20 protein-coding genes and 3 tRNA genes are annotated in these 24,811 nt (G+C 53.7%); 7 read left to right on the top strand and 16 right to left on the bottom strand.

Annotated features, from left to right (window positions below):
* Positions 1-65: 65 nt before the first annotated feature.
* From FOB24_RS03925 to nnr, 10 genes are all read right to left on the bottom strand, one after another.
* The gene (locus FOB24_RS03925) at positions 66-263 is read right to left on the bottom strand and encodes a DUF2065 domain-containing protein (RefSeq protein ID WP_085048470.1); all 198 of its coding nucleotides are present in this window, start codon (positions 261-263) and stop codon (positions 66-68) included.
* Positions 264-345: 82 nt separating this feature from the next.
* Positions 346-1,350 carry a protease modulator HflC gene (gene hflC, locus FOB24_RS03920; protein ID WP_003830491.1) on the bottom strand — a complete coding sequence of 335 codons (1,005 nt, stop codon included), beginning with the start codon at positions 1,348-1,350 and terminating at the stop codon, positions 346-348.
* Positions 1,351-1,352: 2 nt separating this feature from the next.
* Positions 1,353-2,606, bottom strand: a complete 1,254-nt coding sequence (gene hflK, locus FOB24_RS03915; protein WP_069324734.1) for an FtsH protease activity modulator HflK — start codon at positions 2,604-2,606, stop codon at positions 1,353-1,355.
* 120 nt (positions 2,607-2,726) lie between these two features.
* Complete coding sequence (gene hflX / locus FOB24_RS03910; RefSeq protein ID WP_003025589.1) at positions 2,727-4,007, bottom strand: ribosome rescue GTPase HflX; 1,281 nt, start codon at positions 4,005-4,007, stop codon at positions 2,727-2,729.
* Between the two features lie 74 nt (positions 4,008-4,081).
* Positions 4,082-4,390 carry an RNA chaperone Hfq gene (hfq, locus tag FOB24_RS03905; RefSeq protein ID WP_003025584.1) on the bottom strand — a complete coding sequence of 103 codons (309 nt, stop codon included), beginning with the start codon at positions 4,388-4,390 and terminating at the stop codon, positions 4,082-4,084.
* A gap of 84 nt (positions 4,391-4,474) precedes the next feature.
* A complete protein-coding gene (gene miaA, locus FOB24_RS03900) occupies positions 4,475-5,425 on the bottom strand; it encodes a tRNA (adenosine(37)-N6)-dimethylallyltransferase MiaA (RefSeq protein WP_038636521.1) in 951 nt (316 codons plus the stop codon).
* Positions 5,418-7,271 (bottom strand): DNA mismatch repair endonuclease MutL, encoded by a 1,854-nt coding sequence (gene mutL, locus FOB24_RS03895; RefSeq protein WP_150344530.1) that lies wholly within the window; start codon positions 7,269-7,271, stop codon positions 5,418-5,420. Before mutL ends, miaA begins: the two co-directional genes overlap by 8 nt.
* A 9-nt stretch (positions 7,272-7,280) precedes the next feature.
* Entirely contained in the window at positions 7,281-8,612 is a 1,332-nt protein-coding gene (gene amiB / locus FOB24_RS03890) for an N-acetylmuramoyl-L-alanine amidase AmiB (protein WP_150344529.1), read from the bottom strand.
* A gap of 16 nt (positions 8,613-8,628) precedes the next feature.
* A complete protein-coding gene (tsaE, locus tag FOB24_RS03885; protein ID WP_008786002.1) occupies positions 8,629-9,090 on the bottom strand; it encodes a tRNA (adenosine(37)-N6)-threonylcarbamoyltransferase complex ATPase subunit type 1 TsaE in 462 nt (153 codons plus the stop codon).
* Entirely contained in the window at positions 9,062-10,609 is a 1,548-nt protein-coding gene (gene nnr / locus FOB24_RS03880; protein WP_150344528.1) for a bifunctional ADP-dependent NAD(P)H-hydrate dehydratase/NAD(P)H-hydrate epimerase, read from the bottom strand. Before nnr ends, tsaE begins: the two co-directional genes overlap by 29 nt.
* On the opposite strand from nnr, the gene queG reads away from it, so the two are divergent.
* Entirely contained in the window at positions 10,608-11,747 is a 1,140-nt protein-coding gene (gene queG / locus FOB24_RS03875) for a tRNA epoxyqueuosine(34) reductase QueG (protein WP_150344527.1), read from the top strand. The two genes, nnr and queG, sit on opposite strands and share 2 nt — an antisense overlap.
* A gap of 268 nt (positions 11,748-12,015) precedes the next feature.
* Here queG and FOB24_RS03870 read toward each other — a convergent pair.
* The 4 genes from FOB24_RS03870 to orn all read right to left on the bottom strand — a co-directional run bounded on the left by FOB24_RS03870 (position 12,016) and on the right by orn (position 13,223).
* Positions 12,016-12,091: transfer RNA gene (locus FOB24_RS03870), tRNA-Gly, on the bottom strand.
* 156 nt (positions 12,092-12,247) lie between these two features.
* A tRNA-Gly gene (locus tag FOB24_RS03865) sits at positions 12,248-12,323 on the bottom strand.
* Between the two features lie 37 nt (positions 12,324-12,360).
* Positions 12,361-12,436 (bottom strand) — tRNA-Gly (locus FOB24_RS03860).
* Positions 12,437-12,677: 241 nt separating this feature from the next.
* Positions 12,678-13,223, bottom strand: a complete 546-nt coding sequence (gene orn / locus FOB24_RS03855; RefSeq protein WP_006686300.1) for an oligoribonuclease — start codon at positions 13,221-13,223, stop codon at positions 12,678-12,680.
* Between the two features lie 105 nt (positions 13,224-13,328).
* Between orn and rsgA the strand changes: the two genes are divergently transcribed.
* From rsgA to mscM, 3 genes are all read left to right on the top strand, one after another.
* Complete coding sequence (gene rsgA / locus FOB24_RS03850; protein WP_170973222.1) at positions 13,329-14,381, top strand: small ribosomal subunit biogenesis GTPase RsgA; 1,053 nt, start codon at positions 13,329-13,331, stop codon at positions 14,379-14,381.
* 91 nt (positions 14,382-14,472) lie between these two features.
* Positions 14,473-15,441, top strand: coding sequence for an archaetidylserine decarboxylase (asd, locus tag FOB24_RS03845; RefSeq protein ID WP_061382723.1), 969 nt, complete (start codon positions 14,473-14,475; stop codon positions 15,439-15,441).
* Between the two features lie 17 nt (positions 15,442-15,458).
* Entirely contained in the window at positions 15,459-18,773 is a 3,315-nt protein-coding gene (gene mscM / locus FOB24_RS03840) for a miniconductance mechanosensitive channel MscM (protein ID WP_038636503.1), read from the top strand.
* 94 nt (positions 18,774-18,867) lie between these two features.
* Here the strand turns inward: mscM and yjeM are convergent, their stop codons facing one another.
* Together yjeM and epmA are read right to left on the bottom strand one after the other, a co-directional pair.
* Positions 18,868-20,370: a glutamate/gamma-aminobutyrate family transporter YjeM gene (yjeM, locus tag FOB24_RS03835; RefSeq protein ID WP_038636500.1), complete on the bottom strand. Its 1,503-nt coding sequence runs from the start codon at positions 20,368-20,370 to the stop codon at positions 18,868-18,870.
* A gap of 213 nt (positions 20,371-20,583) precedes the next feature.
* The gene (epmA, locus tag FOB24_RS03830) at positions 20,584-21,561 is read right to left on the bottom strand and encodes an elongation factor P--(R)-beta-lysine ligase (protein WP_003830517.1); all 978 of its coding nucleotides are present in this window, start codon (positions 21,559-21,561) and stop codon (positions 20,584-20,586) included.
* Positions 21,562-21,885: 324 nt separating this feature from the next.
* Between epmA and frdA the strand changes: the two genes are divergently transcribed.
* Genes frdA through frdC form a run of 3 tightly spaced genes read left to right on the top strand, consistent with a single transcriptional unit; the run spans position 21,886 to position 24,809 of the window.
* On the top strand, positions 21,886-23,676 hold the full coding sequence (frdA, locus tag FOB24_RS03825; protein WP_038636496.1) for a fumarate reductase (quinol) flavoprotein subunit: 1,791 nt from the start codon (positions 21,886-21,888) through the stop codon (positions 23,674-23,676).
* Positions 23,669-24,403 carry a fumarate reductase iron-sulfur protein gene (gene frdB, locus FOB24_RS03820; RefSeq protein WP_006686291.1) on the top strand — a complete coding sequence of 245 codons (735 nt, stop codon included), beginning with the start codon at positions 23,669-23,671 and terminating at the stop codon, positions 24,401-24,403. Before frdA ends, frdB begins: the two co-directional genes overlap by 8 nt.
* A 10-nt stretch (positions 24,404-24,413) precedes the next feature.
* A complete protein-coding gene (gene frdC / locus FOB24_RS03815; RefSeq protein WP_006686290.1) occupies positions 24,414-24,809 on the top strand; it encodes a fumarate reductase subunit FrdC in 396 nt (131 codons plus the stop codon).
* The last annotated feature ends 2 nt before the right edge of the window (positions 24,810-24,811 follow it).

The raw sequence follows: 24,811 nt of genomic DNA, 5'->3' as shown, positions 1-24,811 counted from the left end.
CACCGCTTTTTCAGATATACAGCACTTTTTGCATGCTAAAATCCGCAAATTAGGCTACTTATTGATCAGCCAATCGTTTTCCTCAACATGTAGTAGACCACAACGCCCGCAACCACAAGACCGCCACCAAAACGACGCAAAGTATTTTCGGGGAGTTGCGCCATCGCGGAGATCATTTTCTTCCATGCGCCGGGATAAAGCATCGGACCCAGGCCTTCCAGCACCAAAACCAGCGCGAGTGCCAGCCAAATTGTTGAATTCATCCATCGTCCTTATATAAAAAGAAAACCACCGCATCCCTGGGGACGCCGGTGGTTTTGCTGGTTTAAAACCGCTGAAACTATTTTAGCGTGTCGCGGTATTCGGTGTCTTCATGTAGCGGAAGAAATCGCTGTCCGGGCTCATGACCATCACGTCCTGGTTACCTTCAAAGCTCTTCTCATAAGCACGCAGGCTACGGATGAAGGCGTAGAAGTCAGGATCCTGGCTGAACGCGTCGGCAAACAGTTTAGCGGCTTCTGCATCGCCTTCACCGCGCATAATGCGGCCCTGACGCTCAGATTCTGCCAGCGTTTTCGTTACTTCGTAATCCGCCGTTGCACGCAGTTTTTCCGCTTCTTCCTGACCTTGTGAACGATGGCGACGGGCTACCGCTTCACGCTCAGCGCGCATACGGTTATAGATAGCCTCAGACACTTCCGCAGGCAGGTTAATTTGCTTAATACGCACATCAACCACTTCGATCCCCAACGCCGCCATACTGTTCGGGTTGATGACCGGTACTTTACCGTTCGTTTCAGCCTGAACACGCTCAGCCGCTTCGGCAATCGCACTATCCGCCGCCGGCGTCGCGACTTCATCTTCCGTACCAGCAGAACCGGAGTTCAGCGCGTCACGGACTTCCAGAGTCAGACGACCACGGGAATCGGTAACGATGTCTTTCACGTCGAGACGACCGATTTCAGAACGCAGACGGTCAGAGAACTTACGTTTCAGCAGGACTTCTGCCTGAGAAACATCGCCACCGCCCGTTGCCAGGTAGTAACGGCTAAAGTCACTGATGCGCCACTTGATGTAGGAGTCAACGATCAGGTCTTTCTTCTCTTTGGTGACAAAGCGATCGGCCTGGTTGTCCATGGTCTGAATACGCGCATCCAGCATCTTCACTGATTCAATAAACGGAATCTTGAAGTGCAGGCCAGGTGCAACAACCAGCGGCTTGTTTTCATCGTCACGCAGAACTTTACCAAAGCGCAGCGTAATACCGCGCTCGCCTTCTTTGACCACAAAGACAGACATGAACAGAACTACCAGAACGATGATGATAATCGCAATAACTGACTTACGCATCGTTATTCCCCCTGACGCTGGTAGTCGTTACGCTGCGCGTTCGCGCGGCGTTGGTCCATAATATCGCCCTGACTGGTGGACGAGGTGTTGCTTGCTCCAGTGCTGGAGGTCGTCGCTGGCGGCAGACGCAGCAGGTTTGAACTGCTGTCACTCTTTGCTGCTGGCGCACTACCGCCTTTCAGCATTTGATCCAGCGGCAGAACCATCAGATTGCTGCCTTTATCGTTAACCAGGACTTTGCGGGTATTGCTCAGCACTTTTTCCATGGTCTCGATATACAAACGCTCGCGAGTAATTTGCGGCGCGGCTTTATATTCCGGCAGAATTTTCGCGAAGCGCGCCACTTCACCCTGAGCTTCCAGGATGGTTTGCGTTTTATAAGCACGCGCTTCTTCCAGAATACGCTGCGCCTGACCGTTCGCACGCGGCTGAACTTCGTTGGTGTACGCTTCCGCTTCACGGATGTACTGCTGTTCGTTTTCGCGCGCGGCAATCGCATCGTCAAACGCGGCTTTTACCTCTTCCGGCGGACGTGCGGCCTGGAAGTTGACGTCCAGCAGGGTGATACCCATGTTGTACGGACGGATCGTTTCTTCCAGTTCACGCTGGGTATCGCTACGAATAACGGTACGCCCTTCGGTCAGGATACGGTCCATAGTGTACTTCCCGATAACGCCACGCAGTGCGCTGTCGGTTGCCTGACGCAGGCTGTCATCCGCGCTGGTTACGCTAAACAGGTAACGCTGCGGATCGGTCACGCGGTACTGCACGTTCATTTCAACGCGCACAACGTTTTCGTCAGATGTCAGCATGACGCCAGATGCGGCAAGTTCACGCACGGCTTCAACGTTGACCGGAGTCACTTCGTCGATAAAGGTCGGTTTCCAGTTCAGACCCGGCTCAACCAAATGGCTGAATTTACCGAAGCGTGTCACCACGCCGCGTTCCGCTTCTTTAATGGTGTAGAAACCGCTGGCCGCCCAGATTATGACGATAGCGGCCGCAGCGATAGTAAAGACCCGGCCGCCCAGTTGCGGACGCGGACCTTGCGATGAACTACCGCCGCCAGAACCAGTACCTTTACCGCCGCCCAGACCACCGAGCTTTTTGCTCAGTTTGCGGAAGATATCATCCAGATCGGGAGGTCCCTGATCGCGCCCACCTTTGTTTCCATTTCCCTCAGGGTTGCCGCCAGGTTTGCTGCTTCCCCACGGGTCGCGGTCTTGTCCGTTATTACCGGGCTGATTCCACGCCATTTTTGTGCTCCATATTTGTTATGCGATGCTATACCTGCGTCTTTTGTGCTGCCGATGCGTTGGCTACGCAAAATCCACAAGGTATAGAGGCGAAAAAATCTTCAGGCCATATCCGTCAGATCAGACAACATAGTCTTCCAGTGCCGGTTCTTGTTTACAGAGGCGACGCCAGTCTACGATCGGCATACGAACCTGCAGACCTACGCTGCCGTCCTCCTCCATCCACTCTTTTTCTATTGCCTGAAGTTGATAAAACCGGCTTCTCAGACGCCCTTCCTGCGGCGGCAAACGCAACGTATGCTGCGCCACCTCACCGGAAAGCCGCTCAGTCAAAGCCTGAAAAAGCTGTGGTATACCTATTCCCGTTTGCGCTGAAACCCAAACGCGAATGGGTTTATTCTCTTCATCTCTGTCGATACGCGGTTCAAAGTCATCCAGCATATCGATTTTATTCATCACCAGCAGGGTCGGGATCTCATGCGCATCGATCTCCTCAAGCACCGTATCGACGGCCTCGATGTTTTCTTGCACACGAAAATCTGCTGCATCAATAACGTGCAGCAGCAATGTCGCCTGACGTGTTTCCTGCAAGGTGGCTTTAAATGCCGCCACCAGGTCGTGCGGTAAGTGACGGATAAACCCTACGGTATCCGCCAGCACGGTTTCACCGACATCCGCGACGTCGATCCGCCGCAGGGTCGGGTCCAGGGTCGCAAACAGTTGATCCGCTGCGTAGACCCGGGCTTCAGTTATCTGGTTGAACAGGGTGGATTTTCCGGCGTTGGTATATCCCACCAGTGATACGGTCGGGACATCCGCTTTCTTACGCGACTGTCGCCCCTGCTCACGTTGCTTTTCAACTTTTTCCAGGCGCGACTGTATCTGCAAAATGCGATTACGCAGCAAACGACGGTCGGTTTCGAGCTGGGTTTCACCCGGACCGCGCAAACCAATCCCGCCCTTTTGCCTTTCAAGGTGGGTCCAGCCACGGACCAAACGCGTAGCCATATGGCGCAGTTGCGCCAGCTCAACCTGCAACTTACCCTCATGGGTTCGAGCACGCTGGGCAAAAATATCCAGAATAAGACCAGTCCTGTCGATAACCAGACACTGGCACAATTGTTCCAGGTTACGTTCCTGGGCAGGGCTTAGAGCATGATCAAAAATCACCACCGCAGCGCCAGTCGCTTTTACGGCTTCGGCAATTTCGATTGCCTTGCCTTCACCAACAAAATACTTCGGGTGCGGTGCTTTACGGCTCCCGGTAATCACCTGCATTGCTTCGACACCGGCGGAAGAGACCAGGGATTCAAACTCCTGGAGGTCTTCCATATCTTTGTCTTGCGAAAAATAGATGTGTACCAGTACCGCCTGCTCACCGGCATCATAACGGTCAAACAAGCGTCAACCCCTTAATATGTATCAACGGGGAACGCAGGTTCGCTGGCTCCCCGTATGTAAAACAGCAATCAACCTTATTCGGTTTCTTCGCTATCCTGTTGCGCAGATGAACCTTGCGCGTTGCTACCGTGATGGTAGTTGCTGCCAGTGCCGCCGGTGGCATTATTGCTGTGATGGGAAACCGGGCGAGACGGGACAACAGTAGAAATCGCGTGCTTATAAACCATCTGGCTGACCGTGTTTTTCAACAGGATCACGAACTGATCAAAAGACTCGATTTGACCTTGCAGCTTAATACCATTCACCAAATAAATAGAAACTGGAACACGTTCCCGACGCAGTGCGTTCAGGAACGGATCTTGTAAAGATTGCCCCTTAGCCATTCTCTCTTTTCCTTATATGCTTATTTGTACTTTGAACCTTTCGATTCTGAAAAATTGCGCACGATACGTTTCAATTGTACACATTCAGTTCGCGATAGCACCAACAACCTGTAATACTTCGTTTCGCGCCTGGTCAGGCTTTTCACTGTCAAGCCAGTGCACCCCTTCCCAACCACGCAACCAGGTCACCTGCCGCTTCGCCAACTGCCTCGTGGCGCAAACACCTCTATAAACCATTTCATCGTATGAAATTTCGCCTTCAATGTATGACCACATCTGGCGATACCCGACACAACGAATGGAAGGCAAATCCGTATGCAAATCTCCACGGGCAAAAAGCGCCCGGACTTCTGCTTCAAAACCTGAAGCTAACATCTGATGAAAACGCTGCTCAATTCGCTGATGGAGCAGTTCACGGCTCGCCGGGGCGATTGCAAACTGATGCACCTCATACGGCAAAGCATCTCCTGACGTTTGCGTCAGCTCCGTTAAAGTTTTACCCGAAATGAAAAAAACTTCCAGTGCCCGGGAAAGTCTTTGCGGATCATTTGGATGAATACGCGCGGCAGCTACGGGATCGATCTCCTGAAGCTGTCGGTGTAACGCATCCCACCCATGCTCTGCCGCCTGCTGCTCAATTCTGGCCCTGACGTCCGGGTCCGCCGACGGTAACGGCGACAGCCCTTCAAGCAAGGCTTTGAAATATAACATTGTGCCGCCCACCAGCAGCGGAATACGCCCCGCGGCGGTGATATCGGCCATCTCGGCTAACGCATCGCGGCGAAAATCCGCAGCAGAGTACGCTTGCGACGGATCGCGAATATCCAGTAATCGGTGCGGCGCGGCCTGTAATTCATCTGCATCAGGCTTGGCTGTACCGATATCCATCCCTTTGTAAATAAGGGCGGAATCAACGCTTATCAACTCTACAGGCAAAACTTTACGCAATTCAATTGCGAGCGCTGTTTTACCGGAGGCCGTTGGCCCCATTAAAAAAATCGCCTTTGGCAGGCTCGCCTTACGGGTATCACTCATGTTTCAGGGCATTCATTACCGAATGTAAATCAACAGGTTGTAACAGACCACCCGGCGGCGCCTTCACGAGTTGTGGGCAAAGCCGCTCAACATCCGCTAACAGCGTAATCGCCTGGGCCATGCTCCACTGCGGATGCTCGCTAATCAGGTTACGTGCAATCCACTGTGCAATATTGCCCGGCTCGAATACGGACTGCTGCGCCAGGTAGCCTATCAGTTCAGGAATCAAGATTTGTAAATTTTGTTGGCGTAAGGGTAAAGGCACTGCCCGGATGGTCACATGCTGCGCATCCAGTTGAAATTCAATGCCCAGATCGGCCAGTTGGTTCTGCCCTTTCTGCAGCGCCGCTTTTTCATCGGCGGTCACTTTTAGACGTAAAGGAATCAGTAATGGTTGGGCGCAAACAGCCCCCTGTCCCGGCGTTAATTGCGCCTGACGCAGCCAACGTTCCGCCACAGGTAATGCCAGTAACCGAATATGACCATCGCATTCGAGTAACGCACAGTCCGCACCGACAATCGTTAGCACCCGACCAAACCCCTGACTGTTGCCAGTCAGAGGAGCCGATGGCGCTTCAGATACCGGCTCTTTACGCGTTGGAATTGGCGTCTGCAGCAGTTGCTGATAAATCTCACCCTGCTGCTTTTGATATCCAGGCTGGGCATGAGGCCAGTTGGCGCCCGCCTGACGACCACCACCGCCAGCGGGGGCAGAGTAGCGAGGTGCAGCAGCTTCACGCGCCGGAGCGGGCTCGGCAAAATGGTTACGTCCGGCTGCAACGCGGTTTTCCGGGATGTGCCGTGGGGCAGGTTCGTCGTCATCCGCCAACGGCAGCGGCGTTTCAAGCTGCTGTTGCAGAACGCTCAATACGCCCTGGTAGATAAAATCATGCACCAGACGCGACTGATGGAAACGGACTTCATGCTTGGCGGGATGCACATTAACATCCACCTGATGCGGATCGATTTCCAGATATAAAACAAATGCCGGCTGCTGATCGGCGCCCAGCTTATCTTCACAGGCCTGGCGGATAGCGTGGTTGATCAGGCGGTCACGCATCATCCTGCCATTCACGTAACAGTACTGGATTTCCGCCAGCGCCGTCGTTGTGTGGTGAGGATCGGCTACCCAGCCCCGTAGCGTCAAATCGCCATGCTGCCATTCAATCGCCAGCGCATGTTCCAGAAACGGCATACCGCAAATCGCGCCCAGACGGCGCTCTTTTTGTCCATCCGCAGCCACTGCACGGTACTGACGCACCACTTTGCCGTTGTGCGACAAATTAATCGTCACATCAAAACGCGCCAGCGCAATGCGGCGGATAATCTCATCGATATGATTAAATTCGGTTTTCTCGGTGCGCATAAACTTGCGCCGCGCCGGGGTGTTGTAGAACAGATCCAACACCTCCAGCGTGGTACCCACCGGATGCGCGGCGGGTTTAACCGTGACATCCATGTCGCGTCCTTCAGCATAGGCTTGCCAGGCTTCAGGCTGCTCTTGCGTGCGCGACGTCAGGGTTAAACGTGAGACCGAGCTAATACTGGCTAACGCTTCGCCGCGAAACCCAAGGCTCACGATGGCTTCGAGATCGTCAAGCGAGGCAATTTTACTGGTGGCATGACGCGCCAGCGCCAGCGCCAGCTCGTCTTTTTTAATCCCGCAGCCGTTGTCACGAATACGAATAAGCTTCGCGCCGCCGCGTTCGATATCAATATCAATACGCGTCGCGCCGGCATCGATACTGTTTTCCACCAGTTCTTTCACCACTGACGCAGGCCGTTCTACCACCTCGCCCGCGGCAATCTGGTTCGCCAACTGTGGCGGTAGAACCTGAATCGGCATGGCTAATCCTTAATTTGTTAACGTGTTGCCAGGCGACACGGCGCTGGCGGTTTGCGCCGGTGCGCCCTGCGGCCCGGTTTGCATCGGGTGCGCCTGGAAATAGTTACGCAATCCTTTGTAAATCGCCTCGGCCAGTTGCTGCTGGTAATCATCGCTCGCCAACAGACGCTCTTCGCTGTTGTTACTGATAAAGCCAGTTTCAACCAGCACTGACGGGATATCCGGCGAACGGAGTACCCCAAGACTGGCGTGTTCCGGCCGACGTTTATGCATTGAGCCAATACGTTCTAACTGACCGATCATGCTGGTCGCCACATCATACCCGACGCGTTGCGAATGACCGAACTGCAGATCCAGCACAGCCTGGCTGAGGTAAGGATCGGCCTGGCTGTTGGCCAGCACATCGCCCGCACCACCTAACAATTCTGATTGCTTCTCATGCTGTTCCAGCCAGCCAGCCATTTCACTGTTCGCCCGGCGGTTTGACAGTACCCAGACGGAAGCGCCAGTGGCATCCCGGTTTGGCGCGGCGTCAGCATGAATCGAAACCAGGAAGTTGGCGTTTTGTTTACGCGCAACGTCGGAACGTCCCATGACCGAGATGAAGTAATCGCCATCGCGGGTGAGGACGCCTTTAAACATCGGGTCATCATTCAGCAAACTGCGTAGTTTACGCGCCACGGCAATCGTGACATTTTTCTCACGCGTACCGCCGGGACCAATTGCGCCGGGATCCTGTCCGCCATGCCCGGCATCAATGGCGATAACCACTTTGTCGCCGCTATTGGTGCTGGCGCGCGCCGCAGGTCGCGTGGACGTATTACTGCTGGTAACCGCCGTAGTGCGATCGTTTTCCGCTTTAAACGGATTACGTGCAGGCTCGGCAGGGCGCGGGGCGACAACCGGCGCTTCGACACGTTTCGCGACCACCGGAGGCGGTGGAGGCGGCGGTGGCGCATCGGCCTTGATGGTAAACACGAGGGTATAATTACCGCCGTTCTGGCGTTTTACGGCATCGGCTTTGCCGTTCTCGGTTAAATCCACCAGCAGGCGCAGAGACTGCGCGTCTTTTGGCGTACCGGAACGGATAGATTTGACCAGATTATTACCGCTAAACAGCAACGGTAATCCCTGAATCACACCGGTTTGTTTAATATCCAGCGCGACGGTTCGTTTCCCATCCTGCGAAACGGCGTATTCAGGATCGCCGATAAAACTCAGCGTAATCCGCGCCTGTTGATCGCCGTTGGAAACCTGAAGATCGGAGAGGCTGGCGGCCCCTGCCTGCGCGCACAGCAGGACCAGGGTTGCCATCAGCCAGTTTCTGATGCGATAAATCATCCCGCCACCCTTAAGGTTAATCGGCTAAACGCGCCAGCAATAAATCACCCGATGAGGAGACTGCGCTTACGCGCGCCTCTCGACCTTGTGCCTGGTATTCGATGTGTATTTCGACGTCCGGGTCTGGCAGAACACCTTTACCTTGTTGCGGCCATTCCACCAGGCAGATGGCATCATTGGCAAAATAATCGCGGATCCCCATAAATTCCAGCTCCTCCGGGTCCGCAAGTCGATACAGATCGAAGTGATAAACCATCAAATTATCGAGCGAATAGGGTTCAACCAGCGTGTAAGTCGGGCTTTTGACATTACCTTTATGACCTAACGCCTGCAGGAATCCACGGCTAAAAGTGGTTTTGCCCGCTCCCAGGTCGCCGTACAAATAAATTACCGTCGCGCCGTCACAGGCTTTGGCTACCCGCAGTCCCAGGTCTAAAGTCGCCTGTTCATCAGGTAGTGGAATTACTCGATTCATCATGATAAACGTCAATCACATCAGGGTTAACAATACGCTGTAGCGTAGTAAAGAGATCGGTCGCCAGCATGCCGCGCGTACCAAAACGCGCCGCCAGCACATCCGCCGCCGCACCGTGCGCAACACATCCCGCACATGCTGCATCATACGGGGTAAGCTTCTGTCCGAGCAATGCGCCAATAATACCGGAAAGCACATCACCCATTCCGCCGCTGGCCATGCCTGCATTGCCGGTATCAATAATACCCAACTCAGCCGGTTCAGCAGCAACAACCGTACCCGCGCCTTTCAGCACTACCACGCCTCCGTACCGTTTTACCAGACGTTGTGCACAAAGTAAGCGATCGTCTTCAATTTCTGCAATGGAACAGCCCAGCAGTCGCGCGGCTTCTCCCGGATGCGGCGTGATCACGCGATTGTGACGTTTATCGGGGTTGATTGCCAGCAGGTTCAGCGCATCGGCATCCCAGAGCATCGGTTTGCGAAAATTCTCGACCTTTTGCAGCGCTTTTTTGCCCCACTCCTGCTGACCAAGCCCAGGACCAATGACGACAACATCCGCCCACGCCAAGCTTTCATCCAGAGTCTGCGGCGTTAGCGTATCAACCATCAGTTCCGGCCTGGCGGTCAGAATCGGAGCGATGTTTTCACTGCGGGTCAGCACCTTGACCAGCCCGGCTCCTGCACGCAGCGCCGCTTCACCGGCCATACGTATTGCGCCTGCCGTCCCGTGGTCCCCGCCGATAATCACCAGCCGACCGTGGGAACCTTTGTGCGAGGTAGGTCGGCGTGGCGTCAGCCAGTGCGCAAGCTGTAGAGCATCAAAACGTTGAATTGGCGCACTCTGCCCAGCCAGCCAGTCGTCCAGCCCAAGCGCGTTAACATGCAGGCGTCCGGTGACATCGCGCGCTTTACCGGTTAACAGGCCTGGTTTGAGCGCAATAAAGGTGACGGTATGCGCCGCACTGATGACCGCACCCGGTGTCGCCCCTGTTTGCGCCAGCAGGCCGGAAGGAATATCTATCGCCACGATGGGGGCTGGGTAAGTATTGGCACGTTCAATCAATACCGAGAGAGCCTCACGCGGCGCGTGTTTTAAGCCAGTCCCTGACAGCGCGTCGATGATGGCGTCCACGCTACCAGGCCAGGTGATATCCGCAGCATGAATGACGCCACCGGCGTTAAGCCAGGCATCGCGCGCCTGCTGTGCTTCCTCCGGAAGTGGTTTGTCACTCTCTTGCGCCAGCAGCGTGACCTCAAGCCCCTGCGCTTTGGCAAGCCTTGCCACTACGTAGCCATCGCCGCCGTTGTTGCCATGACCGCACAGCACCAGCCAGTGTTGAGCGTGCGGATAGGCTTCGCGGGCGACCTGAAACGCGGCCTCTCCCGCCCGTTGCATCAGTTCGTACAACGTCAGCCCTAAGCTGTCTGCCGCCTCTCGCTCCATCCGCCTGATGTCATCGGCGTACCAGATGGAGTGTGGTATACTTGCGGGGTTTTTCTTCATTGTATGGTCCGTCATGTCAGAGCCCCTCGATCTCAATCAGTTAGCGCAAAATATTAAGCAGTGGGGGCTGGAGCTTGGCTTTCAGCAGGTCGGTATTGCCGATACCGACCTCAGCGAAGCGGAGCCCAAACTGCAGGCCTGGCTGGATCAACACTATCACGGCGAGATGGACTGGATGGCCCGTCACGGCATGATGCGCGCCCGACCTCACGAATTATTGCCCGGTACGCTACGTGTCATCAGCGTACGTATGAACTATCTCCCTTCCAAGGCGGCCTTTGCCAGCACGTTGAAAAACCCCTCTCTGGGTTACGTCAGTCGCTACGCGCTTGGGCGCGACTACCATAAGCTGCTGCGTAACCGCTTAAAAAAGCTGGGCGAGATGATTCAACAACACTGCGTTTCGCTGAATTTTAGACCTTTTGTCGATTCCGCGCCCATTCTTGAGCGTCCGCTGGCGGAAAAAGCCGGGCTTGGCTGGACAGGTAAGCACTCACTTATCCTTAATCGCGAAGCCGGTTCATTTTTCTTCCTTGGTGAATTACTGATCGACTTGCCCTTGCCGGTCGATAAGCCAGTAGAAGAAGGATGCGGGAAATGTGTCGCCTGTATGACCATCTGTCCCACCGGGGCCATCGTTGAACCCTACACCGTAGATGCGCGCCGTTGTATCTCTTATCTCACTATCGAACTGGAAGGCGCTATCCCTGAAGCGTTTCGTCCCTTGTTGGGGAATCGCATTTACGGCTGCGATGATTGTCAGCTCATTTGTCCCTGGAACCGCTATTCGCAGTTGACGGTCGAGGATGACTTTAGCCCACGCAAGCAGCTTCATGCTCCGGAGTTAATAGAGCTGTTTAGCTGGAGCGAAGCGTGGTTTTTAAAAGTCACTGAGGGGTCTGCCATTCGTCGTATCGGTCATCTGCGCTGGCTGCGAAATATCGCTGTTGCGTTGGGCAATGCCCCCTGGGATGAAGCCGTAATTAACGCTCTGGAAAACCGTAGAGGTGAGCACCCACTTCTCGACGAACACATAGAGTGGGCGGTTGCTCAGCAAATTGAGAAGCGAAACGCCTGCGTAGTTGAGGTGCAGTTGCCGAAGAAACAACGTTTAGTCAGGGTCATCGAAAAGGGTCTACCGCGCGATGCTTAAGTCATCCACAGCTTGTGTATAAAAATAAAAACACATTGATATTCAAGAGGGAAAAAATCGTCAAGTGATCGCATTAACAATTTGAAATGATAATTAATCCAGTAATTTCAATATGTTAAAATGATACTATTAACCAGGCGAAGTTTTTTGCATTCCAGGAATAATACCTGAACCTGTGGATAAGTCTGTTTACAAGAGTATGTCAACGACGAAACAAAACGTCCCCAACGCGATTCTTCGTTGTGGATATTTTTTTGAGGTAAGAATTTGGAGCGGGAAACGAGACTCGAACTCGCGACCCCGACCTTGGCAAGGTCGTGCTCTACCAACTGAGCTATTCCCGCATAATCTTCGTCTTTCGAACCGCTACTGCGTTGGCTGCCTTCACTCGCCTTAGTCACTTACTTCAGTAAGCTCCTGAGGACTCATTCAGTTGCCGCCTTGTCGCAATTCGAAATCCTGCGATTGGTGGTCTGTGCTTAATAAGCACTTTCAAATTTTGGAGCGGGAAACGAGACTCGAACTCGCGACCCCGACCTTGGCAAGGTCGTGCTCTACCAACTGAGCTATTCCCGCTTGGGTGCGTCTGTGCTTAATAAGCACTTTCAAATTTTGGAGCGGGAAACGAGACTCGAACTCGCGACCCCGACCTTGGCAAGGTCGTGCTCTACCAACTGAGCTATTCCCGCAAATCTGTACTGCTTTTGTTGCTGTCGTAACGCGTAATTCTCTGTCGTTACGGGAGGCGCATTATACGAGAAATCCGTTTAGCTGCAACCCCCCTAAAAGCGATTTTCTTGTTTTTTCGTTTAAGTGCTGAATTTATCGGCAAGTCGTTTAATTTAGCGACAATCCTGACTTAGTGCAAGCTCGCAGGAACGATTTTCGTAGGCCGGGTAAGGCGCAACCGCCACCCGGCAATCCACAAAATCAAAGCTTAATAAAATGTTCGCGGTAGTAAGCCAACTCAGCAACCGACTCACGAATATCATCCATCGCCTGATGCGTTCCCTGCTTGGTGAAGCCAGCAAGGATCTCCGGCTTCCAACGACGCGCCAGTTCCTTCAGCGTGCTGACGTCGAGATAGCGATAATGGAAATACGCTTCCAGCTCCGGCATGTATTTAAACAGGAAACGACGATCCTGCCCGATGCTGTTGCCGCAGATAGGTGATTTTCCTGCCGGAACCCATTCTTGCAAAAATGCCAGCGTAGCCAGTTCTGCTTCGCGATCGCCCATGGTGCTTGCCTTCACGCGCTCCACCAGCCCGCTCCCGGTGTGCGTACGTACGTTCCAGTCATCCATTAATGCCAGTTGTTCGTCGGACTGGTGCACCGCAATCGTCGGTCCTTCAGCCAGAATATTTAAGTTGGCATCCGTCACCAGCGTGGCGATCTCAATAATGCGATCGCGCTCGGGATCCAGACCTGTCATCTCCAGATCGATCCAAATCAGGTTGTTTTCATTGGCACTCATGCTATTTTCCACCCTTCAGCGTCACATTCAGTGTGACTATATTCATCTAAAATTGCGTGTATCATAAATGTTTTGCCCATCATGGGCGACCAGGAGCCAGTCCGATTGAGTAAGAATAAACTCTCCAAAGGCCAACAGCGCCGTGTGAACGCCAATCACCAGCGTCGTCTGAAAACGTCCGCGGAGAAGCCAGACTACGACGACAACCTGTTTGGCGAAACCGCTGAAGGCATCGTTATCAGCCGTTTTGGCATGCATGCCGACGTGGAGTCTGCTGACGGCGACATTCACCGCTGCAACATCCGCCGCACAATTCGTTCACTGGTTACCGGCGATCGCGTAGTCTGGCGACCAGGTAAAGCGGCAGCAGAAGGGGTAAATGTCAAAGGCATCGTTGAGGCGGTTCACGAACGTACCTCGGTGCTCACACGTCCTGACTTTTACGATGGGGTAAAACCCATTGCCGCCAATATCGATCAGATCGTTATTGTCTCAGCCATCTTACCCGAGCTGTCGCTTAATATTATCGACCGCTATCTGGTCGCCTGCGAAACGCTACACGTTGAACCGATTATCGTACTGAATAAGATCGATCTGCTGGATGCCGAAGGTATGGCCTTCGTTAACGAACAGATGGATATCTATCGCAACATTGGCTATCGCGTATTGATGGTATCAAGCCGCACGAAAGACGGTCTGAAACCGCTTGAAGAAGCGTTAACCGGTCGTATCAGCATTTTTGCCGGCCAGTCGGGTGTAGGTAAATCCAGCCTGCTCAATAACCTTCTCGGCCTGCAGGAAGCGATCCTGACCAACGATGTCTCCGACAACTCCGGTCTTGGGCAGCACACCACCACCGCTTCTCGCCTGTATCACTTCCCGCACGGCGGCGACGTTATCGACTCCCCTGGCGTACGCGAGTTCGGACTGTGGCATCTGGAACCGGAACAAATCACCCATGGCTTTGTCGAATTCCATGACTACCTGGGTCATTGCAAATATCGCGACTGCAAGCATGATGCCGATCCAGGCTGCGCTATCCGTGAGGCTGTAGAAAAAGGGGAAATAGCCGAAACTCGGTTTGAAAATTATCACCGCATCCTGGAAAGCATGGCGCAGGTAAAAACGCGTAAAAACTTTTCTGATACTGACAACTGACAACTAAGCTAAGCATCGCTAGAATCGTCCCCCTTTTTCAGGATCCGGCCCATATGCCGGATCGGGAACAAATTATGGCCTGGAGGCTACCTTGTTAAACTCATTTAAGCTTTCGCTACAATACATTCTGCCGAAACTATGGCTCACTCGCCTGGCGGGCTGGGGTGCGAGCAAACGAGCGGGATGGCTGACCAAACTGGTGATCGATCTGTTCGTGAAATATTACAAGGTCGATATGAAAGAGGCGCAAAAGCCGGATACCGCCAGCTATCGCACCTTTAACGACTTCTTTGTTCGTCCCCTGCGCGACGAGGCTCGTCCAATCAATACCGATCCGAATGTACTGGTCATGCCTGCCGACGGCGTGATCAATCAGTTAGGTAACATCGAAGAAGACAAGCTGTTACAGGCCAAAGGGCACAGCTATACGCTTGAAGCGCTGCTGGCCGGCAACTACCAGATGGCGGACAAATTCCGCAACGGTACGTTTGTGACCACTTACTTATCACCACGCGATTACCACCGGGTACATATGCCATGTAACGGTATCCTGCGCGAAATGATGTACGTGCCAGGCGACCTTTTCTCTGTAAACATCCTGACCGCGCAAAACGTACCGAATCTGTTTGCCCGTAACGAACGCGTTATTTGCCTGTTTGATACCGAGTTTGGCCCGATGGTGCAAATTTTGGTCGGGGCGACTATCGTTGGCAGCATTGAAACCGTATGGGCTGGCACCATTACCCCACCGCGTGAAGGCGTAATTAAACGCTGGACCTGGCCTGAAGGCGAAAGCGAAGGGTCGGTGGCACTGCTGAAAGGTCAGGAAATGGGCCGCTTTAAGCTCGGTTCCACCGTCATCAACCTGTTTGCACCGGGCAAAGTTAACCTGGTTGAGCAATTGCAGGACCTTTCAGTCACGAAAATCGGTCAGCCAATGGCCATCTCAACCGAGACTTTCGTGACGCCAGAGGCAGAACCTGCCCCGCTGCCGAAAGAAGAGATCGAAGCAGAACACGACGCCAGCCCGCTGGTTGACGACAAAAAAGACGAAACTTAAACATAGGAATCGCTGCTGTGCGCCTGATTATCACTTTTCTGATGGCCTGGTGCCTCAGCCTGGGGGCGTACGCTGCGACGGCCCCCGACGCCAAACAACTCACCCAGGAACTGGAGCAGGCCAAGGCGGCGAAACCCGCTCAGCCAGAAACCGTCGAGGCGCTCCAGTCCGCGCTGAATGCCCTTGAGGAGCGGAAAGGCTCTCTCGAGCGCGCCGCGCAATACCAGCAGGTTATTGATAACTTCCCCAAGCTCTCCGCAACGCTACGCGCACAGCTTAGCAATCTGCGTGACGAACCGCGCAACGTACCAACCGGACTGACAACTGATGCGTTAAACCAGGAGATCCTCCAGGTCAGCAGTCAGTTGCTGGAAAAGAGTCGTCAGGCCCAGCAGGAGCAGGATCGCGCCCGGGAAATCGCCGACTCGTTAAGTCAGCTTCCTCAACAGCAAACCGATGCCCGCCGCCAACTAAATGAGCTTGAGCGGCGTATTGGTACCGCCAACGCCAATCCCGCGCAGAATCAGGCGATGCAGGCTGAGTCCGCCAAACTCAAAGCCCTGGTCGATGAACTGGAGCTGGCGCAGCTTTCCGCCAACAACCGCCAGGAACTGGCGCGTATGCGCTCAGAACTGGCGGAAAAACAGAGCCAACAGCTCGACGCCTATCTGCAGGCATTACGTAATCAACTCAACAGTCAGCGGCAGCGTGAAGCTGAGCGAGCACTGGAGAGTACCGAACTGCTGGCGGAAAACAGTGCGGGATTGCCCGAAGGCATTGTTGACCAGTTCAAGGTTAATCGCGAACTGTCCCAGGCCTTAAACCAGCAGGCGCAGCGTATGGATCTGGTCGCGTCGCAACAGCGTCAGGCCACCAGCCAAACGCTGCAGGTGCGTCAGGCGTTGAATACGCTGCGCGAACAGTCCCAGTGGCTTGGGGTCTCGAATATGCTGGGGGAAGCGCTACGCGCACAGGTGTCTCGTCTGCCCGAAATGCCCAAACCTCAGCAGTTAGATACCGAAATGGCGCAGCTACGCGTGCACCGTATGCGCTATGAAGATCTCCTCAATAAGCAGCCGCAACTACGCCAGATCCATCAGGCCGATGGGCAACCGCTGACCGCGGAACAGAGCAGCATCCTCAACGCCCAGTTGCGCACTCAGCGTGAATTGCTGAACTCTCTGTTACAGGGTGGCGATACGCTGATCCTTGAGCTGACCAAGCTAAAAGTCTCCAATAGCCAACTGGAAGATGCGCTAAAAGAGGTCAACGAAGCGACGCACCGCTATCTGTTCTGGACGTCTGACGTCAGCCCTATCTCCCTCTCATGGCCTGTCGACATTGTTCAGGATCTGCGGCGTCTGATCTCATTAGATACCTTTAATCAGTTAGGTAAAGCCAGCATCATGATGCTGACCAGCAAAGAAACGCTACTACCGCTGTTCGGTGCGTTGGTACTGGTTGGATTTAGCCTCTATTCTCGCAAACACTTTACCCGTTTTCTTGAACGCTCGTCCGCGCGGGTGGGTAAGGTGACCCAGGACCACTTCTGGCTGACGATACGCACGGTATTCTGGTCAATACTCGTCGCCTCGCCGCTACCGGTACTGTGGGCCACCCTGGGTTACGGTTTGCAGGAAGCCTGGCCTTATCCGTTGGCCGTCGCTATCGGCGATGGCGTAACCGCCACGGTGCCCATGCTATGGGCGGTGATGATTTGCGCCACCTTTGCACGCCCTAACGGTCTGTTCATTGCCCACTTTGGCTGGCCGCGTAATCGCGTCGCGAAGGCTATGCACTATTACCTGATGAGCATCGGACTGATTGTCCCGCTGATCATGGCAGTAATTATGTTTGATAACCTCAATGACCGGGAATTCTCCGCCTCATTGGGACGCTTGTGCTTCATCCTGATTTGCGGCGCACTGGCGGTCGTGACTCTGAGCCTGAAGCGCGCCGGAATACCGCTGTATCTCGATAAAGAGGGCAACAGCGATAACATGGTCAACAGCATGCTATGGAATATGCTGATGGGCGCGCCGCTGATTGCCATCCTCGCGGCCGCAGTGGGCTATCTCGCCACATCGCAAGCTTTGCTGGCGCGTCTGGAAACATCCGTGGCTATCTGGTTCTTGTTACTGGTGGTGTATCACGTCATCCGCCGCTGGATGCTGATCCAGCGCCGCCGCCTGGCGTTCGACCGCGCCAAGCATCGACGCGCCGAAATGCTGGCGCAACGTGCGCGAGGTGAAGAAGAACCGCCGCACTCCACCAGTCTTGAAGGCGCGATTGACGTTGATGAAAGCGAAGTGGATCTCGACGCGATCAGCGCACAATCGCTGCGTCTGGTGCGCTCTATTTTGATGCTTATCGCCCTGCTTTCAGTCATTGTGCTGTGGTCGGAAATTCATTCCGCATTTGGCTTCCTGGAAAACATCTCGTTGTGGGATGTCACCTCTACGGTGCAAGGCGTGGAAAGCTTAGAGCCGATCACGCTGGGCGCGGTGCTCATCGCGATACTGGTATTTATCATCACCACCCAGTTAGTGCGCAACCTCCCCGCGTTGCTGGAGCTGGCGCTGCTGCAACATCTGGATTTAACCCCCGGCACCGGTTACGCCATTACCACCATTACCAAGTATTTGCTGATGCTGATTGGCGGTCTGGTTGGCTTCTCGATGATCGGCATTGAGTGGTCCAAACTGCAATGGCTGGTGGCTGCTCTCGGTGTTGGTCTGGGCTTTGGTTTGCAGGAAATCTTCGCCAACTTTATTTCCGGCCTGATTATCCTGTTTGAGAAACCGATTCGCATTGGCGACACGGTGACCATTCGCGATCTTACCGGTAGCGTGACGAAGATTAACACTCGCGCCACCACCATCAGCGACTGGGACCGCAAAGAGATCATCGTGCCCAATAAGGCCTTTATCACCGAGCAGTTTATCAACTGGTCGTTATCAGATTCGGTCACCCGTGTGGTGTTAACTATCCCGGCGCCGTCAGAGGCTAACAGCGAGGAGGTCACGCAGATTTTGCTGACTGCCGCGCAGCGCTGTTCGCTGGTTATCGATAACCCGGCACCAGAAGTCTTTCTGGTAGATCTGCAGCAGGGGATTCAAATCTTCGAACTGCGTATTTATGCCGCAGAGATGGGACACCGTATGCCGCTGCGTCATGAGATCCACCAGCTGATTCTGGCAGGCTTCCGCGAACACGGTATTGATATGCCATTCCCGCCGTTCCAGATGCGTCTGGAGAGCCTTGGCGGTAAACAAACGGGAAGAACGTTAAGTTCTGCGGGCAGAGCCAGCCGCCCGGCAGGAAGTTTGTAGCGCATAATTCAGGCAAGACATGCCGGATGGCGACCCGTTGGGTCTTATCCGGCCTACGAAAATGCTTCTTTGTAGGCCGGATACGCCAGGACGGTTACTCCACCGCCCACTCAGGTTCGTTGGCCATGCGACGGCTATAGTTCTGATAAATCGCCATCGCCAGCAGCGAGAAGAAGATCGGGCCGCCGGTCATCCACAATGCGCTGTTCCAGTCCCCGGCTTCAATCACCGGCTGGATGATGGTGAACACGTTGGCAAACGTCACCACCAATACCACCACGCCTGTTGTCAATAACGTCGCCGCCCGCGTTTTAAAAATCACAAACGGCCTTTCCAGATCCGTACGCGCTTTAAAGAATGGGAAAGCCAGTGCAAGGAACAGATACGGCAGCGTCATTGAGACGTTCGCCATCAGGGTCAGTTTGTTATAAAACGCTGAGGCCGTGTCGCCGCCAAACGAAACCAGCAGGATAAACAGGCTCACCAGTAAACACTGCAACCACATTGCCGTCGTCGGCATCCCCACCGCATTCAGCCTGGTCATCGGCGCGGGCCACAATGCCTTCGGCGTTCCCTGAATAATCGCTTTCAGCGGCGAGTAGCTGAGCGTGAAAAAAGCGCCCGTATAGGCGAGGAACATAGAAAGACCGGTGATACGCGCGAACCATACGCCCAACGCCATCGCGCTTTCCGGGGAAAGGTGCAGCGCATTACCCAACGTCATCCCGAGGCTTTTCATCAGGATATAGGTAATGTTGCCGAGGTTGACCGAGCCATCACTTAATACCTGTTGCCAGTTGGTGCTAACGCCCCATAAAAATATCGCCAGTGAATAACCGACAGAAATGACAATAGCGGCAAAGACAATCCCTTTCGCGAAGTTCTTTTCTGGCTTTTCTGTTTTATCTACCAGTCCCCCCACGGCCTCAATTCCGCCGTAAGCAAAAATAGCAAACACAACAAATGACAACATTGCCAGACCGGACTGATATCCCGGATTAGGCGAGGAGATAAAATTAATATCCTGCGCAAAGTGGCCACCCGTTAATAACAAAATAGCGACACTCACTAACAACAAAACTAAATTAAGACACATTACGGCAATTCCACCTACAGCCGTAATACGGGCAATCTTATTAATCCCCCGTGAGGCCACGCAGGTCACCAGAATCATCCAGCCGACGGCGAGCAGCCCGACAACCTGCGTAGGCTCAAGCCCGGCAAAACGCCAGTGCTGCGTCATGTCTGCGCCAAATAAGAAGGTCGAAAAAGGTACCCAGACCTTTGCCGCCGTGCTGACCATCCATATCACATAGGAAGAAAACCACATAAACGTGCCGATAAACGCATAACGTGGCCCAACGCTATTATTCATCCACGAATAGATTCCACCCTCTTCTTTTCGATAGGCGGAACCCATTTCCGCCATCATTAAAGCAAATGGAATAAAAAATAATAATGCGGAAAATATATACCATGGAATCGCACTGTACCCCATTAAATAGAACGCGGAGGGGCTGTTAGCAAAACCAAAAACAGACGTAAATATCATAAGGATGAGACCAATCAGGCTCATCTTTTTTATTGTTTGGGTCATTAAACCATCCCTTACTCTGGCAAGCGTTTCACAAACGCCGCTCACCGATTGGCACTGCTCTCATTGCGGAGTTCAGCGATAAAAAATTAACACAGAATTGATACCTGAAAGATATCAAACATCCAGATGTAAATTGTGGCTATTAGAGGGTAAATGAAAAAATATGCTACAAAGTGGCTGTTTATCCGCCACTTTGTATGGAGAGAACGTAAATTACGCGCGATCGACGGTAAATGCGATAACCTCAGCCAGGCTTTCCGCGCCCAGCGCCAGCATCACCAGACGGTCAACGCCGAGCGCCACGCCAGAGCAATCCGGCATGCCCACTTTTAACGCTTCAAGCAGGTTGGTATCGATAGGTTGCTGTGGCAGGCCACGCGCGGCACGTTTGCGGTTATCCTGTTCAAACCGTTGCTGCTGCTCGCGCGCGTCGGTCAACTCATGGAAACCATTCGCCAGCTCAATACCTTTGTAATACACCTCGAAACGCTCAGCCACGCGGTGATCTTCGGTACTGATTTGCGCCAATGATGCCTGGCTGGCGGGGAAATGATAAACAAACGTCGGTTTGTCTTTGCCGATATGCGGCTCAACGCCCATCGTGAACAGCAGTTGCAGCAACGTATCCCGATCTTCTTCAGTATCGGCGATATTGCTGAGATCCAGCTTAGCCGCTACTTCCCGCAGTTGGGTTTTGTCTGCAGACAGTGGATCTATCTCCAGATGGCGCTGGAAGGCCTGCTGATAAGAAAGGCTTTCCGCCGGAGAGCAGTCCAGCACCTGCTGGAGCAAATCATCCACTTCATTCATCAGGCGATACATATCGTAGTGGGGACGATACCACTCGAGCATGGTGAACTCAGGGTTATGATGACGTCCCATCTCTTCATTGCGAAAGCTGCGGCACAGTTGATATACCGGGCCACATCCTGCCACCAGCAGGCGCTTCATGTGATATTCCGGACTGGTCATTAAATAGAGATTCATTCCCTGGGAATGTCCAGGGCCGACGAAACGTGTTTCGAACGGGAACAGATGGATGTCCGTTACCGTTGCCTGACTCATACAAGGGGTCTCAACCTCAAGCACGCCACGATCGGCAAAAAAGCGGCGAATCTCCGCTATAATTGCTGCACGTTTTAACAGATTGGGGATGGACGCGCTCGGCTGCCAGGTTGCCGTTTCGCTCATGGTTGTTTCTCCGATTTAAGACAAGGGCACGAAGTCTACTCGTATCGCGCTAACGAGACAAATTTCCCGCGGTAGTAATCAGCACTGGCAATCGGGTAAAAAAAGCGACATTGGGTGGTTTAGTAATTAAATTAATCAAATTCAATGATAATTCCCCCCTTTGACACGCTAAAAAAATCGAACACGTCAAATTTCCCGCACATCCCTAAGACTATACTATTGTACCTATAAAGGAGCAGTGGAAACGCGTTCATAACCTGTTTGAAGCCGATGAAGCATCTGAGTTCAGGCGGGGATGAAATAACAACAATCTGGAGGAATGTCGTGCAAACCTTTCAAGCCGATCTTGCCATTATAGGCGCCGGTGGCGCGGGATTACGTGCTGCAATTGCTGCCGCACAAGCAAATCCCAACGCTAAAATCGCACTGATCTCAAAAGTGTACCCAATGCGCAGCCATACCGTTGCTGCCGAAGGCGGCTCTGCAGCTGTCGCGCAGGATCATGACAGCTTTGACTACCATTTTCACGATACGGTAGCAGGCGGAGACTGGCTATGTGAGCAGGATGTCGTGGATTACTTTGTCCACCACTGCCCAACTGAAATGACGCAACTCGAACAATGGGGCTGCCCATGGAGCCGTCGTGAAGACGGTAGCGTCAACGTACGTCGCTTCGGCGGCATGAAAATCGAGCGTACCTGGTTTGCCGCGGATAAAACCGGCTTCCACATGCTGCATACGCTGTTCCAAACGTCTTTGCAGTTCCCACAGATTCAGCGCTTTGACGAACACTTCGTTCTCGATATCCTGGTTGACGATGGTCATGCTCGCGGCGTCGTCGCGATGAACATGATGGAAGGCACGCTGGTGCAGATCCGTGCTAACGCAGTGGTAATGGCAACGGGCGGCGCAGGTCGCGTTTACCGTTACAACACCAACGGCGGTATCGTAACCGGCGACGGTATGGGCATGGCGCTGAGCCACGGCGTTCCGCTGCGTGATATGGAATTCGTTCAGTATCACCCGACGGGTCTGCCAGGCTCCGGTATCCTGATGACTGAAGGCTGCCGTGGTGAAGGCGGTATTCTGGTCAACAAAAATGGCTACCGTTATCTGCAAGATTACGGCATGGGTCCGGAAACCCCACTGGGCGAGCCGAAAAACAAATATATGGAACTCGGTCCGCGCGACAAAGTTTCTCAGGCTTTCTGGCACGAATGGCGCAAAGGCAACACCATTTCCACTCCGCGTGGCGATGTGGTTCACCTCGACCTGCGTCACCTCGGCGAGAAAAAACTGCTCGAACGTTTACCGTTCATCTGCGAACTGGCGAAAGCCTACGTGGGTGTCGATCCGGTTAAAGAGCCGATCCCGGTACGTCCGACCGCGCACTACACCATGGGCGGTATCGAAACCGATCAGCACTGTGAAACCCGCATTAAAGGTCTGTTCGCTGTCGGCGAATGTTCCTCTGTTGGTCTGCATGGCGCTAACCGTCTGGGCTCTAACTCCCTGGCGGAACTGGTGGTCTTCGGTCGTATGGCCGGCGAACAGGCTGCGGAACGTGCTGCAACGGCTGGCGCTGCAAACAGTGCCGCGCTTGATGCACAAGTTGCCGGTATTGAAAAACGTCTGAAAGATCTGGTTAACCAGGAAGGTAACGAAAACTGGTCTAAGATCCGTGACGAAATGGGGATCTCCATGGAAGAAGGTTGCGGTATCTACCGTACGCCGGAACTCATGCAGAAAACCGTTGATAAGCTGGCTGAGCTGCAGGAGCGCTTCAAGCGCGTGCGTATCACTGATACCTCCAGCGTCTTCAACACCGACCTGCTGTACACCATCGAACTGGGTCACGGTCTGAACGTTGCTGAATGTATGGCGCACTCCGCTCTGGCGCGTAAAGAATCCCGCGGCGCGCATCAGCGTCTGGATGAAGGCTGCACCGAGCGTGACGACGTGAACTTCCTCAAACACACCCTCGCCTTCCGCGATGCTGACGGCACGACTCGCCTGGAATACAGCGACGTGAAAATCACCACTCTGCCACCGGCTAAACGTGTTTACGGTGGCGAAGCGGAAGCAGCCGATAAGAAGGAGAAGGCGAATGGCTGAGATGAAAAACCTGAAAGTTGAGGTGGTGCGCTATAACCCGGAAACCGATACCGCGCCGCACAGTGCTTTCTACGAAGTTCCTTACGATGAAACCACGTCTCTGCTCGATGCGTTGGGCTACATCAAGGATAACCTGGCGCCGGACCTGAGCTATCGCTGGTCCTGCCGTATGGCAATCTGCGGCTCCTGCGGCATGATGGTCAACAACGTGCCGAAGCTGGCGTGCAAAACCTTCCTGCGTGATTACACCAACGGTATGAAGGTTGAAGCGCTGGGCAACTTCCCGATTGAGCGCGATCTGGTCGTCGATATGACGCACTTTATCGAAAGCCTGGAAGCGATCAAACCGTACATCATCGGTAACCCGCGTACACCGGATCAGGGTCCAAACACCCAGACTCCGGCGCAGATGGCGAAGTATCATCAGTTCTCCGGTTGCATCAACTGTGGTCTGTGCTACGCCGCGTGCCCGCAGTTCGGCCTGAACCCTGAGTTCATTGGACCGGCTGCGATTACGCTGGCGCATCGTTACAACGAAGATAGCCGCGACCACGGTAAGAAAGAGCGTATGGCTCAATTGAATAGCCCGAACGGCGTCTGGAGTTGTACTTTCGTGGGCTACTGCTCCGAAGTCTGCCCGAAACACGTCGATCCGGCTGCGGCCATTCAGCAGGGTAAAGTTGAAAGTTCAAAAGACTTTCTTATCGCAACCCTGAAACCACGCTAAGGAGTGCAACATGACGACTAAACGCAACGCCTATGTGCGGCCAATGACGTCCACCTGGTGGAAGAAACTGCCGTTTTATCGCTTTTACATGCTGCGTGAAGGCACAGCCGTTCCGGCTGTCTGGTTCAGTATTGAACTGATCTTCGGCCTGTTTGCGCTTAAGCACGGTGTGGAATCCTGGGCTGGCTTTGTCGGGTTCCTGCAGAACCCGGTGGTGGTGATCCTTAACATCATCGCCCTGGCAGCCGCGCTGCTGCATACCAAGACCTGGTTTGAGCTGGCGCCGAAAGCGGCCAACATCATCGTAAAAGACGAAAAAATGGGGCCAGAGCCAATCATCAAAGGGCTTTGGGCGGTTACTGTGGTTGCGACAGTAGTAATACTGTTTGTTGCCCTGTTCTGGTAAGG

Source organism: Citrobacter werkmanii (assembly GCF_008693645.1).
GTDB classification, from domain to species: Bacteria; Pseudomonadota; Gammaproteobacteria; order Enterobacterales; family Enterobacteriaceae; genus Citrobacter; species Citrobacter werkmanii.
This window is presented reverse-complemented; position numbering and strand designations above follow the sequence as displayed.

Excerpts from the sequence above, each read along its gene's own strand:
- nnr (WP_150344528.1), bottom strand. The coding sequence starts at position 10,609 with ATGACGGACCATACAATGAAGAAAAACCCCGCAAGTATACCACACTCC.
- yjeM (WP_038636500.1), bottom strand. The coding sequence starts at position 20,370 with ATGACCCAAACAATAAAAAAGATGAGCCTGATTGGTCTCATCCTTATG.
- queG (WP_150344527.1), top strand. The coding sequence starts at position 10,608 with ATGTCAGAGCCCCTCGATCTCAATCAGTTAGCGCAAAATATTAAGCAG.
- frdC (WP_006686290.1), top strand. The coding sequence starts at position 24,414 with ATGACGACTAAACGCAACGCCTATGTGCGGCCAATGACGTCCACCTGG.
- hflC (WP_003830491.1), bottom strand. The coding sequence starts at position 1,350 with ATGCGTAAGTCAGTTATTGCGATTATCATCATCGTTCTGGTAGTTCTG.
- tsaE (WP_008786002.1), bottom strand. The coding sequence starts at position 9,090 with ATGATGAATCGAGTAATTCCACTACCTGATGAACAGGCGACTTTAGAC.
- mutL (WP_150344530.1), bottom strand. The coding sequence starts at position 7,271 with ATGCCGATTCAGGTTCTACCGCCACAGTTGGCGAACCAGATTGCCGCG.
- miaA (WP_038636521.1), bottom strand. The coding sequence starts at position 5,425 with ATGAGTGATACCCGTAAGGCGAGCCTGCCAAAGGCGATTTTTTTAATG.
- hflK (WP_069324734.1), bottom strand. The coding sequence starts at position 2,606 with ATGGCGTGGAATCAGCCCGGTAATAACGGACAAGACCGCGACCCGTGG.
- orn (WP_006686300.1), bottom strand. The coding sequence starts at position 13,223 with ATGAGTGCCAATGAAAACAACCTGATTTGGATCGATCTGGAGATGACA.
- amiB (WP_150344529.1), bottom strand. The coding sequence starts at position 8,612 with ATGATTTATCGCATCAGAAACTGGCTGATGGCAACCCTGGTCCTGCTG.
- hfq (WP_003025584.1), bottom strand. The coding sequence starts at position 4,390 with ATGGCTAAGGGGCAATCTTTACAAGATCCGTTCCTGAACGCACTGCGT.
- frdB (WP_006686291.1), top strand. The coding sequence starts at position 23,669 with ATGGCTGAGATGAAAAACCTGAAAGTTGAGGTGGTGCGCTATAACCCG.
- FOB24_RS03925 (WP_085048470.1), bottom strand. The coding sequence starts at position 263 with ATGAATTCAACAATTTGGCTGGCACTCGCGCTGGTTTTGGTGCTGGAA.
- epmA (WP_003830517.1), bottom strand. The coding sequence starts at position 21,561 with ATGAGCGAAACGGCAACCTGGCAGCCGAGCGCGTCCATCCCCAATCTG.